General features: G+C 54.6%; 10 protein-coding genes and 3 tRNA genes. 10 read left to right on the forward strand and 3 right to left on the reverse strand.

Annotated elements, in window-relative coordinates; translation table 11 throughout:
• Nucleotides 1-65: 65 nt before the first annotated feature.
• From glpX to ACTU44_RS10940, 3 genes are all read left to right on the forward strand, one after another.
• Nucleotides 66-1,025 (forward strand): class II fructose-bisphosphatase, encoded by a 960-nt coding sequence (glpX, locus tag ACTU44_RS10930; protein WP_114097576.1) that lies wholly within the window; start codon nucleotides 66-68, stop codon nucleotides 1,023-1,025.
• Nucleotides 1,026-1,111: 86 nt separating this feature from the next.
• Nucleotides 1,112-1,504, forward strand: coding sequence for a hypothetical protein (locus ACTU44_RS10935; protein WP_336080662.1), 393 nt, complete (start codon nucleotides 1,112-1,114; stop codon nucleotides 1,502-1,504).
• 79 nt (nucleotides 1,505-1,583) lie between these two features.
• Entirely contained in the window at nucleotides 1,584-2,876 is a 1,293-nt protein-coding gene (locus ACTU44_RS10940) for an Hsp70 family protein (protein WP_114097762.1), read from the forward strand.
• Here ACTU44_RS10940 and ACTU44_RS10945 read toward each other — a convergent pair whose 3' ends face one another.
• Nucleotides 2,877-3,194, reverse strand: a complete 318-nt coding sequence (locus ACTU44_RS10945) for a hypothetical protein (protein WP_258548652.1) — start codon at nucleotides 3,192-3,194, stop codon at nucleotides 2,877-2,879.
• Between the two features lie 203 nt (nucleotides 3,195-3,397).
• Between ACTU44_RS10945 and ACTU44_RS10950 the strand changes: the two genes are divergently transcribed.
• The 6 genes from ACTU44_RS10950 to ACTU44_RS10975 all read left to right on the forward strand — a co-directional run bounded on the left by ACTU44_RS10950 (nucleotide 3,398) and on the right by ACTU44_RS10975 (nucleotide 7,712).
• Entirely contained in the window at nucleotides 3,398-3,934 is a 537-nt protein-coding gene (locus tag ACTU44_RS10950; RefSeq protein WP_336080663.1) for a peroxiredoxin, read from the forward strand.
• Between the two features lie 112 nt (nucleotides 3,935-4,046).
• Nucleotides 4,047-5,807 carry a single-stranded-DNA-specific exonuclease RecJ gene (gene recJ, locus ACTU44_RS10955; protein ID WP_462095391.1) on the forward strand — a complete coding sequence of 587 codons (1,761 nt, stop codon included), beginning with the start codon at nucleotides 4,047-4,049 and terminating at the stop codon, nucleotides 5,805-5,807.
• 119 nt (nucleotides 5,808-5,926) lie between these two features.
• Nucleotides 5,927-7,177, forward strand: a complete 1,251-nt coding sequence (locus ACTU44_RS10960) for an MFS transporter (RefSeq protein WP_462095392.1) — start codon at nucleotides 5,927-5,929, stop codon at nucleotides 7,175-7,177.
• A gap of 236 nt (nucleotides 7,178-7,413) precedes the next feature.
• A tRNA-Glu gene (locus ACTU44_RS10965) sits at nucleotides 7,414-7,489 on the forward strand.
• 32 nt (nucleotides 7,490-7,521) lie between these two features.
• Nucleotides 7,522-7,597, forward strand: a tRNA-Glu gene (locus tag ACTU44_RS10970).
• 39 nt (nucleotides 7,598-7,636) lie between these two features.
• Nucleotides 7,637-7,712: transfer RNA gene (locus ACTU44_RS10975), tRNA-Glu, on the forward strand.
• A gap of 82 nt (nucleotides 7,713-7,794) precedes the next feature.
• Here ACTU44_RS10975 and ACTU44_RS10980 read toward each other — a convergent pair.
• Both ACTU44_RS10980 and ACTU44_RS10985 read right to left on the reverse strand, forming a co-directional pair.
• On the reverse strand, nucleotides 7,795-9,162 hold the full coding sequence (locus ACTU44_RS10980; protein WP_462095393.1) for a DNA polymerase IV: 1,368 nt from the start codon (nucleotides 9,160-9,162) through the stop codon (nucleotides 7,795-7,797).
• A 162-nt stretch (nucleotides 9,163-9,324) separates the two neighbouring features.
• Entirely contained in the window at nucleotides 9,325-10,587 is a 1,263-nt protein-coding gene (locus ACTU44_RS10985) for an EAL domain-containing protein (protein WP_114097582.1), read from the reverse strand.
• Between the two features lie 343 nt (nucleotides 10,588-10,930).
• Between ACTU44_RS10985 and ACTU44_RS10990 the strand changes: the two genes are divergently transcribed.
• On the forward strand, nucleotides 10,931-12,331 hold the full coding sequence (locus tag ACTU44_RS10990) for an SPOR domain-containing protein (RefSeq protein WP_114097583.1): 1,401 nt from the start codon (nucleotides 10,931-10,933) through the stop codon (nucleotides 12,329-12,331).
• Nucleotides 12,332-12,438 lie beyond the last annotated feature (107 nt).

The following is a 12,438-nucleotide window of genomic DNA, read 5'->3' on the forward strand; positions in this document are numbered from 1 at the left end:
AAGAAATAGAAGACAACAACGAGACGGGGCCCCCAGACCCTGCATCACACTACGAGGAAGATAATATGGATCGAAATCTAGCGCTTGAAACGGTTCGCGTGACCGAGGCAGCAGCACTTGCGTGCTCGGGCCTGATGGGACGTGGCGACGAAAAGGCAGCCGACCAGGCCGCCGTTGACGCGATGCGTAACGCGCTTAACAGCATGGATATCAAAGGCACGGTCGTGATCGGCGAAGGCGAACGCGACGAAGCCCCGATGCTGTTCATTGGCGAAGAAGTCGGTTCGGGCAATGGCCCGGAAATCGACATTGCGCTTGATCCGCTTGAAGGTACGACCATCTGCGCAACCGGTGGCCCGAACTCTTTGGCCGTTGTCGCGATGGCAGAAAAGGGCGGCTTCCTGAATGCGCCTGATACCTATATGGACAAAATCGCCGTTGGTGGCGGTCTTCCCGAGGATGTTGTCGATCTTGACGCGACCCCGCAAGAAAACCTCAAAAGCCTTGCACTGGCGAAGGGTTGCGATGTTGCCGATCTGGTTGTGTGCATTCTTGATCGCCCGCGCCATCAGGAAATCATCGCCAAAACCCGCGAAGCTGGTGCGCGCATCATGCTGATTGGTGATGGTGACGTTGCCGGTGTGATCGCGACCTCGCAGAAAACCTCGGGCATTGATCTTTACATGGGGACTGGCGGCGCACCGGAAGGCGTTCTTGCCGCAGCAGCCCTCCGTTGCATCGGTGGTCAGTTCCAGGGTCGTCTTGTTTTCCGCAACGACGATGAAATCGCGCGTGCGAAGAAATGGGGCATCGAAGATCTGACCCGCAAATACAAGCTTGGTGAGCTTGCCAAGGGCAATGTCATGTTTGCCGCAACCGGTGTGACCGATGGTGCGATGCTGCGCGGTGTGCGCCGTTTTGCCAACGGTGCTGAAACCGAAAGCATCGTGATGCGTTCGCAGTCCGGTACCGTGCGCTACGTCCGTGCTGTTCACGATTTCAGCCGGAAAATCTGGTACAAGTAATCTCTGCAGCCAAAGGTTTAGGTTGCACATATATATTCTGCGTTTAAAGTCCCCGCTCAGTCGGGGACTTTTTCATTGGGGCAGAAATGACTGCGAAGATTGCAACATATCTTGGAATGTCTGCATTGCATGCGGTTAGGTTCCTGCCCAGCGTTATCATTTTCGCGCATTATGCTTGGGGACTAGCCGGTGCAGATGTGCCAACAGGCGTCATGTTGGCGATTTCCTATGTTTCGATAGCTTTGGTAGTTATCTCTGTTCTGGATTTTTGGCTGTTTGCAATAAGTACCGTGCTCTTTATCGCCGCGGATTTGGCTTTGATGTTCGGTCTGAGCTTGGTTGTCACCAAGACACTGATGTCGACATCCTTTTCGATGTACTACTTCAATGTAATCGGATACTGGGTCCTGTTATATATTTCGGGACTGGGCGCGATGTTTGTTATGCGCAGGTTTTTGCGTTTGTCGAAGGCGATTTAAGTTTGCTTCTTGTGTGTCCGCCTGGCTTGCGCTAAACCCTCCGGCCCAATTCCGTTGATGAAGTTCTGGAGCCTGCCTGATGTCTGAAATTATTGCCCTTGATTTCGGTACGACCAATTCTGTTCTTGCGGTCGCAGACAGCGCAGGCAATGTTCAGTCGGCAAAGTTTGAAGTCGGTGCCAACAGCTTTGATACCTATCGCACGATCCTCTATTTCTGGGAGGAACAGGAGCTGACAGCGCCCGGCGCGCCGACCCATTCCAGAAGCTGTTCCGGCCCGTTCGCGATTGCCGAATATCTTAAGGAAAGCCACGACTGCCGTCTGATCCAGTCGATGAAATCCTACCTTGCGGCCAAGGATTTTGAGGGCACCGAAATTTTCGGAACGACCTATTCGATTGAAGACCTGATTGGCACGTTCCTGACGCAAATCCATCACTTCGCGCAGCACAGCCTTGGCTGGTTGGGGCAGCGGGTGATTTCCGGGCGTCCTGTCGCCTTTGCGGGGAGCAATCCCGACAATGATTTTGCCGAAATGCGCCTGCGCGGGGCTTATGAACAGGCCGGTTTCGATGTTGAAGCCATGGTGTTTGAACCGCTCGCAGCTTCCTATTATTACGGGCGCGAGCTTGATAAACCCGAAACCGTTCTGGTGGCCGACTTTGGCGGGGGGACCAGTGACTTTTCGCTGATCCGCTTTACGCCCGGTCTTGGCATTCGCGGCGTGCAACCCTTGGCCCATACCGGTCTTGGCATTGCAGGCGACCGGTTTGATTATCGCATCATTCAAAAGGCCGTCTGGCCGCGCCTTGGCTTTGGCTCGGAATATAAGTCGATGGGCGCGACGTTGCCGGTGCCGCGTCAATATTACACGGCCTTTTCGCGCTGGCATGAACTTGCCATGATGAACCAGCCCAAAACCATCAACGAAATCAAAAGCCTGATCCGTTCGGCAACGCGCCCGGATGATATTGAAGATCTGGTGGCTATCATCGAGGATGAAATGGGCTTCCACCTTTATCAGACGGTGTCCAAGGCCAAGGCAGAACTGTCAGATCGCGATAGCACAATCCTGCAATTCTCCCATGGCGGGGTCGAGATCGAAGAAAAACTGACCCGTGCCGATTTCGAAACCGCGATTGCACCCGATCTTGCCGATATTGAACAGGCGGCGAAGAACTGCCTTGAGCAATCCGGTCTTGATGCCCGCGATGTGTCAAAAGTCTTCATGACCGGCGGCACATCCTATGTCCCGGCCGTTCGGAAAATCTTTGAAGACGGCTTTGGCAAGGATCGGATCGAAATCGGCCAGCCGTTCCTGTCGGTTGCGCATGGTCTGGCGCTTATTGCTGCTGACGAAGGCATCGTTTGATCAGCAGCTGAAATCCCCGCTGCACATGACATCAAGCAACACAAAGGCGCTGACCAGTAGCCCGATGGCAAGGCCGCTCAGGGCATAAAGCCAGATGCCAAGCTGATGACGTCGAAACACCCATGGCAGAATGCCACCGGCAAGGCAAAGTACCGGGAAGGCGAGGACGCTGAAAAACAGGAACTGGGTAAGGATGTTTTCCTCTGACCCCGGGGCGTCGAACATCATGGGTGAGAACATCACCAAAGGCATCGACATCACAGCACCAAGCACGGAAAGGACGGTCAATCCGATCCGCAGGCCCTTTTTCTGGTTCATTGCTCGTATCCGTTTGTTTTATTGATTGTTGTCACAGTCTGCACAGCTTTGAGTTGTCTGCAAGTCATCGTGACATTGTGAACTTTTCCACAATGCGCAAACGCATCTTCTTTTCGGTTTGAGAAATCACACCTATCTTGAATCTCAATAAGCCCGGTCTGTCGAAACAGGATCAGAGAAATGGTGTTCAGGGAGGAACGCAAATGAATAGCGAAAGTGACGCACATGTGATCGAACGGCTGACCGGCCAAAACCTGCCAGCCTTGCCGCTTGGTGCGACCAATGATCAGATGGTTGATATCTCAAGTCTTGCGGGGCGCTCCGTCGTTTATGCCTATCCGCGCACAGCCGAACCGGGTGTTCCGTCGCCCGAAGGATGGGATGAAATCCCCGGTGCCAAGGGCTGCACGCCGCAATCCTGTTCGTTCCGCGACCATGCGGCCGAATTGCGGGCAGTCGGGGTGGAAAACCTTTACGGGCTTTCAAGCCAGACCACAGACTATCAGAAAGAGGCTGCTGAACGCCTTCATCTGCCATTTGCGCTGTTGTCCGATGCCGATCACCGCTTCAAGGAAGCCATGGCAATGCCCGATTTCGAAGCCGATGGCATGCGCCTGTTCAAGCGGCTGACCATGGTCATTGATGATGGCAAAATCACCAAGGTTTTCTATCCCGTCGATGATCCGGCAGCCGATGCCGAGAATGTCCTTAAATGGTGTGGAGACAACCCGCGCGGGTGAAATCGTATGGCCGGTGACGAAGTTTGCCGAACTTCAAATTATCCGGTTTAAGCGTGCCCGAGATTGCGCTATTTCATAGGGCATGAAAGATCACGCACAAGAAACGACATTCATGGGTATCGAACGTTCCGTCACCGGCAAATGGTGGCGCGAACGTGCAAGCGATGAACGATTGGCAACCACGATTTCGCAACGCTTTGGCGTGCCGGAAATCGTTGGCAGGGTGATGGCAAATCGGGGCATTGGTCTTGATGATGCCGAAAGTTTCCTGTCGCCGACCTTGCGCGATCTGATGCCGGATCCATCATCCTTGCAGGATATGGACAAGGCCGCATCGCGCATTGCCGATGCGATTGAAAAGGGCGAGAAAATCGCCGTTTTCGGCGACTATGATGTTGATGGCGCAACCAGTACGGCACTGTTAAAGCGTTTCTTTGCTGCGCTGGGCGCGGATGTTCCGGTCCATATTCCTGATCGCATGACCGAGGGGTACGGCCCGAATGCGCCCGCACTTCTGGCCTTGCAACGCAATGGTGCCAACCTGATCCTGACCGTGGATTGCGGGGTGACGGCCTATGCCCCGTTGCAGGAAGCCAAAGATGCCGGGATCGAGATCATTGTTGTCGATCACCATGCTGCCGAGCCTGAATTGCCGCCCGCCGTTGCGGTGGTCAACCCCAATCGCCTTGATGATGAAAGCGGCCTTGGGCATTTATGTGCCGCTGGCGTGGCGTTTTTGCTGTGTGTGGCGATGCTGCGTGAATTGCGCAATCGCGGCTGGCTTGAAAAGGCCGGTATTCGCGCCCCGGATTTGCGCAACTGGCTTGATCTGGTGGCGCTTGGGACCGTGTGTGACGTGGTGCCGTTGCGCGGACTGAACCGCGCCTTTGTCACGCAGGGGCTTAAGGTCATGAAGCATCGCTCAAATGTCGGCATGACATCCCTTGCCGATGTGGCGGGGGTGAATGAAACGCCAAGTGCCTATCACCTTGGATATGTGCTGGGGCCGCGTGTGAATGCCGGTGGGCGCGTTGGTGAGAGTTTTCTGGGTACCACCCTGCTTTCAGGGGATAACCCCGCCCAGGCGCAAGATATCGCGCGCAAGCTTGATGAATATAACCGCGAACGCAAGGCAATCGAGGATATCGTCCTTGATCAGGCGATCAGCGCGGTCGAAGGACAGTCAAAGGTAGCGTCAATGGTGCTGGTCGGCGGGGATGACTGGCATCCCGGCGTGATCGGCATCGTCGCCAGCAGGCTTAAGGATCGCTATCACGTGCCGTCGCTTGTGATGGGGCTTGTGGATGGCGTTTATAAGGGGTCGGGCCGTTCTGTGCGCGGTATAGATCTTGGTGCTGCGATCATTGCAGCGCGGCAGGCAGGGCTCCTGATTAATGGCGGTGGCCATGGCATGGCGGCGGGCTTTACACTTGATCCCGAAAAGCGCGATGCATTTGAGGCCTTTCTTGAAGAACGGTTTGCCAAAATCATCGAAGAAAATGATATTCGCCCAACCATCACGGTGGATGGCGCGCTTCATGCCCATGGGGCAACGATTGAGCTGATCAATGCGCTCGAAAAGCTTGGCCCGTTCGGGGCAGGCAATGCCGAGCCGCGGTTCGTGTTTGTTGATTGTCGTGCGATCAAAGCCGATGTGGTCGGTGCCGATCATGTGCGTTGTATCCTGACCGGGGCCAATGGCAAGGGACGGCTTAAGGCAATTGCTTTCAGATGCCTTGATAACGATATGGGGCAGATCCTGATCAAGCATGGCGGGCGTCCGTTGCATATTCTCGGACATCTGCGTCGTGACACCTGGCAGGGCAATGAGGGTGTGCAGCTGATTATTGACGACGTTGCATTACCTGTTTGATCTATCAGCGGTTTTGGATGGCGGGCACCGGTTCCAGAGCGGTGTCAAAAATTCTGGCAGCTGCCATGTAATGCAAAGGCTTGCCGTTCCGTGATGATGGGATTATCCCAGATAACATCATGACAGAACACACAAAACACTCGCCCCCCATTGCGCGGACCAGTCATTTCATTCTGGTGCTCGCGCCGATCCTTCTGGCTTTCTCGCTCAGCCAGTTTTTCCGTTCGGCCCAGGCTCTTTTGGCCGAACCCTTGCGTGTTGAACTTGCCGTCACCCCGGAACAGCTTGGGCTGGTTTCCGGCAGCTTCCACTTTGCCTTTGCCCTGATGCAGATACCGGTTGGCGTGATGCTTGACCGCTATGGGCCGCGCCTTACCAATGGCATCCTGATGCTTGGCACGGTGGCGGGCGTGATCATCTTTGCCAATGCTCATAGCGTCATCGGTCTGATGATCGGGCAGGCGGTGATCGGGCTTGGCTGTTCAGCAGCTTTCATGGCCGCGCTTGTTCTTGCCGCGCGCTGGACTGCACCCGAAAAATTCGCAGCCGCATCGGGACTTATTGTCTCCTTTAGCCTGCTGGGTGTTCTGGCCTCGGCAACGCCACTGGCAGCCCTTGTCGAAACTCATGGCTGGCGAACAGTTTATTTTGGTCTGGCCGCGATCAGTTTGGTTTCGGTGGTGCTTGATCTTTTGTTCGTGCGCGATATGCCTCCCGGTCATGCGGTTGTTGATCGCAAGGGCGAAACGGTCCTTGATGCCCTTAAGGGCATGGTGTCTGTCTGGAAGAATCGTCAGGTCTGGCTGTTATCGGGTGTCGCATTCTTTAGCTATCCGGCGATCCTTACAGTACGCGGATTGTGGGGCGGGCCGTATTTGCATGATGTCTTCGCACTTGGCCCGGTCGAAGTTGGCAATGTGTTGCTGATCATGACAATCGGCATGATCCTTGGGCCGCCAGCCTATGGACAGCTTTCACGTAAATTTCCGGCCAAGACCCAGGGACTGATTGTCTTTGCCGTTCTGGTCGGGGCAGGGGCCTGTTTGCTTCAGGCCTTTCTCGGGCCTTGGGGCGTTGGCGTGGCGGCTGTTCTGATGCTGATTCACGGCTTTATCGGGTCCAGTGCAACGCTGAGCTATGCTGCTTCCCGGCAGGCTGTCCCGGAACATCAGATTGGCCGTGCGCTTACCACTGTCAATCTGGCGACCTTTGCCGGGCTTTTTGTGTTGCAGGGCGTTGCCGGTCTGATCATCGGACAGTTTGAGGCCGGTGCACCGGAAGCATATCAGTCAATGTTTGTGTTTTTGGGAATCGGTCTTGGCGTTGCGGGGATTACCTTCTGGTTCGGTGCAAAACGCAAAAAGGACTGATCTGGAAATATTTTTTCCATCCATATCGACCTTGACGGGGGATGAATTCATTCTCATCTGGCAGGTGGATGGAAAAAATGAACCATCAGGTTAAACATCAAGGCCTGGTTTTTTCGGGATTGGGCGGGATATCGCCCTATTTTCGGTGGGGGATTAAAAAAAACGTCATAAGGGCGAAAAAGCCGCTTGACCTGACCCGACCCAATCGCTAAAAACCGGCCTCGTTAACGCGCTGCGTCCCCTTCGTCTAGAGGCCTAGGACACTGCCCTTTCACGGCGGCAACAGGGGTTCGAATCCCCTAGGGGACGCCACTCGTTAACATGATGACTTCGATTGGTGCTATGTCCCCTTCGTCTAGAGGCCTAGGACACTGCCCTTTCACGGCGGCAACAGGGGTTCGAATCCCCTAGGGGACGCCACCAACCGAAAGTCATTTGACATTGGCACATCGTGCTTGTGTCCCCTTCGTCTAGAGGCCTAGGACACTGCCCTTTCACGGCGGCAACAGGGGTTCGAATCCCCTAGGGGACGCCATCTTTCTTTAAGAAAGATTTGGCCAAGTGGTAAATGCTCGCAGCGATCAGCTGGCGGGCATTTTTCATTTCTGGCTTGTTCCCTAAAATCTGAAGCGCTGCTGTCGCACGATTTTCTTTTTGTGCTGACGATACCGCCGTGTGAGGCTTTCACGCAGCTGTTCTGCCGTCGGGCGCGGCAGTTCGATGGGTGCGCGCGGGGCAGGCGTGCCCGGATTGGCGTCATCATCGGTCAAATCGTTTTCGGATGCTGTATCGGCAAACAGATCGACCGGGTCGGCCTGATCGGCGGCAAACAGATCGGTGACCCCGACGCCGAGAAGCCGGTATTTTGTGCCGTCGATTTCCTTTTTCAGCAATGTCAGTGCGGCTTCGAGGATTACGTCTTCACGCAGCGACGGATAGGTCAGGCGCATATTGCGGGTGCGGAGTTTGAAATCCGATGATTTCAATTTCAGGACCACGGTATGTCCGGCGATTTCCTTGCGCGCCAGATCGCTGGCAACGCGCGCGGTCAGACGGGTGGCGATGGCGGTCAGTTCATCGAGACCCGCGATATCGTCATTGAATGTGGTTTCCGATGACAGGCTTTTGCGTTCGCTGCTTTGTTCAACACGGCGATTATCCTGCCCGCGCGAGAAATAGTAGAACCGCTTGCCGATGCTGCCATAGCGCCCCTGCAGGGCATGGATATCAAGCTCCTGAAGCTGTCCGATGCTGGTGATGCCATCGTCATGGAGCTTGCGCTCCATGGCCGGGCCAACGCCCCACATCATGCGCACAGGCTTGTCGGCGAGAAAATCAACGGCCTCGGCCGCACCGATCATGGAAAATCCGAACGGCTTGTTCAGGTCTGAGGCGATCTTGGCCAAAAACTTGTTATAGGAAAGACCGATGGAAACGGTGATGCCGACTTCCTTGCGGATGGTTGATTGCAGCTCTACCAGACATTCGGCGGCTGATTTGCCATGGGTGTCCTGTGCACCGGAAAGGTCCATAAAGGCCTCATCAATCGATAGTGGTTCGATATCCGGGGTAAGCGCCCGCATCATGTCACGAATGCGATATCCCTCGCGCTGATACTTGGCCATGTCAGGTTTCAGAAAAACACCGTCCGGGCACAATTCCCGCGCCTTGAAGGCAGGCATGGCTGAACGGACGCCATATTTGCGCGCGACATAGCAGCAGGTCGAGACAACCCCGCGATGGCCGCCGCCGATGATGACAGGGGCATCAATCAATTCCGGCCGGTCGCGCTTTTCAATGGATGCATAAAACGCGTCGCAATCAAGATGTCCGATGCAAAGTTCGGGCAGTTCGGCATGGGCAATCGCGCGTTTGCCGCCACAGGCCGGGCAAGGCATATAGGAACCCGCACCGCTTTTGGGCAGTGTCTTGTCAAGATGCAGTCGCCATTTGTGATGGCAGTCTGGGCAAAGCGCGTACAACATATCTATTTGTACTTCTTTTGTTCCTTTGGTGCCAAGGGGTGAAATGTGCAAATCCACCTGATGATCAAAGGTTCCTGTCAGTCTTTGTCAGGAGGTGGTTCTGAACAGAAAAAGCCGGGGAAATCCCCGGCCTGTTAGGTGTTGATCACACGTGGCGTCAGATCACTTTTGCTTTTGCGCAGCCTTCTGGGCACGCTTTGCACGGCGCTGACGGGCAATCATATTGTCGATATAGCGTCCCTGGAACAGGGTAATGCCAAGCGACTGGCCGAATTTTATCGCGGTCGGCGTATCGCACCGGCACAGAATAACGCGTTCACGACCGGAATTTTTCACAAGGTTGTCCATCTCGGAATATTTCTTGCGAATGACATTATCGGTCATTTCTTCGCGCCAGGCGACCTTGATGAAGTCGGCCTTCAGCCTGTTGCGATCAACAAATGAAAGCGATTCCACCGTCAGGTTATCGATCAGAATGCGATAGCCGCGCTTGTGGAAGTCATCGCGCACACTGAGATAGGTTTCAAGGTTCGAAAACAGATCAACCTGATTAAGCTCGATAATCACATTGCCCGGCCATTTGCTGCGCACGGTTTCATCGAACTTGTCAAAATCCTTGGAGGTCAGGGTTCCAAGATTAAGGTTGATCGAGAACGAGCTGGCATGGGTCTTGAACGTCCGCTTGCACAGGTAATTGAGCATGCGTTTGTCCAGAACTTCGGTCATGTGCTGGAACAGCCAGCGGTTCGACGCCAGATCGATATTGGGCATCAGCGCATTGCGCAAATCCGTAATCGATACAAAGAATTCGTCAAAGACCGGATGCAGTTCCTTGGATCCGCCATGGGCAAAGACGCAAACCGGTTGCTGGCGGATATGCTCGGACAAATCGGCTGTATGGATGGTTTCTTCGAGCTGGGCCAGATTTTCAGCGTTGATCGGGCTAAGCGCCTGATCCTTTTCACGTTGAAGGGCGGTGCGCATGTTGCTGCTTTGCTGCAGCTTCTTGGCACGCTCGTCAAGGTGCTGGCACAGAAGAAGGAATTCCTGAAACTCGGTATTGAGGTTGTACCATGTGCAAAAACCGGTTTCTTCGCTGTCATCCTGTGACAGGGGATCATCGCGGAACAGATAGCGCAGGGTATCAACAGCCGGTTCGACATCGGCGATCGATTTGTCTTTCCAGACAAAGATCAGATCATTGTTGGTCAGAACAAAGATACGCCCGACATACAGCTTCACATAGCTTTCAAAGGTATTGGTCGCCACACGAATGTGATAGTCGCGGCGATGGAACGGTTTCATGCGCGATAGATGAATATGCACAGCACGGTGCCCGTATTTGCGGGTTTCAAGCCGTTGGACATAATCCAGCAACAGGTATTCCTGTAGGGCCTGTTGGCCATATTGCTGCGGTTCAATCACGCGGGACCCCTGAAAGAGAATCTGTTTTTATCGTTACGGCCTCGTTCCATACACCGAAGACCGAAGTCTGATCAAATCATAATGTTCTGAAGCACTGGTTAATGGTTCTAAACCAATACCCTTTATATGAACTATACATATGGAAGGGACAAGGGGACCTTGCCCGCCCTGCATGATTTAATTCCTGTAATTTATGCCTGATTGCGGCTTTAACGAATTCTTGGCAAGCAGGATGCAAAATCAATGCGATATAGGGAAAGGGGTGCTGCTTTTTACTGGTTGAATGCAAAGCCATGCAGCATGATTTCCGGGAACAGGTTTTAGATAATAGGGGATTGGCGCCATGCAGGTATCCGCAAAGCGGACCGGAAACTGGCTGAAAATCAGCAAGGGGATTGCTGTGATCGGTATGGTTTCATGGGTGTCGGCCTGTGCGCCGCTGCTGGATCAGGACTTCTGGGACGAGGCAACGTCATTTGCCGATGACAATTACACAGCACTTGGCTTGCAGCAGCTTGCAACAGGGGACTATGCCTCAGCCGAGAAGCTTTTTAACGAAGCATTGCGTAAAAATCCGCAAGATGGCCATGCGATGCTTTGGCGCTCGGTTCTGTATCAAAATACCAATCGGCCTGATCGTGCCCGCGATGGATATGATACGCTGATTGCCATGAACCCGCCGGGCACGGTTCTGATGTCGACGGCATCCGGAACCCAGCCCCGTCCGCTACGTGATGCTGCTGAATTCAACCTGAACCGTTTGCAACGCGGTCTTCCGGGATCACTTAGCATTAATGATCAGATTGCAACCGGTCCATCAGGGCTCGGAACCGGAAGTGGTTCTGCAATCGCTACCCCCATGATGACCAATACCCAGTCTGCAATGACCGGCGCACCAACCAAGGCCATGGATATTCCCGCAGGGGCGGCTTTGTCTGGCGGGGACGAGGCAGTTGCGAAACGCTTTTCAATCCTGCGAGACCTGCAATCTACCGGGTTGATCACGCCGGAAGAATATTCGGCACGCCGCTCCGCCAACCTTGGCGCGCTTCTGCCAATGAGCCAGCCTGCACCCTCGGCGTTCCTGAATAACCCGCCGCCAGATGGTTCACAGGTCGAGCAACGCCTTAATCAGTTGAACCGTGCCTTGCAGATCGGGGCGATCACGGTGCAGGAACATGTGGCCGAACGGACTGCAATTCTTGATGCATTGCTGCCCGCACAGCCGCGCCAGCGCGCGGTGCCACCACCGGCGCCACAGGGCCTTATGGATGCTGCCCGTCAGATTGCGCGTCTTGAAGATTTGCAAGGCATGAAGCTGGTGACGCCAGATGAATTCAAGCGTGAACGCGATGCGATTGAAGCCGCGATTGTCGAACCGGCCAAGGGAACGGCAATGACGCTCAATGCCGGGGAACCGGTCCGCAAGGTCGCAACCGGCGAAAGCCGTCCGGTGCAGGCAGGTGAAGAAATGGTGTCGGATGCTGCACAACCGGCGATGGCAAGCGGCAGTAAATCGGTTCATCTGGCATCCTACCGGAATGAAGGGCAGGCAGAGCGCGGCTGGCAGATACTTGCGAGCCGCTATGGACAGCTCGCCCCCCTGCAGCATGGTGTGACCAGGGCCAACATTCCGGGCAAGGGTACCTATTATCGACTGATGGCAACGGGGCTAAGCGACAGTGCGGCAAAATCGCTTTGTGCGGATTTGAAGCGTCGCGGCCAGTTCTGCGAGGTCAAGTAGCAGTCAGGGTTTTAAGCCCTATATAAAGATCAGAATAACGCCGGTGGGGATGAAGAATGACCACCGGCGTTATCGTTTTCGGTGTCATTCTGACAGGGAAATTTCCA

This window comes from Thalassospira sp. SM2505 (assembly GCF_054901115.1).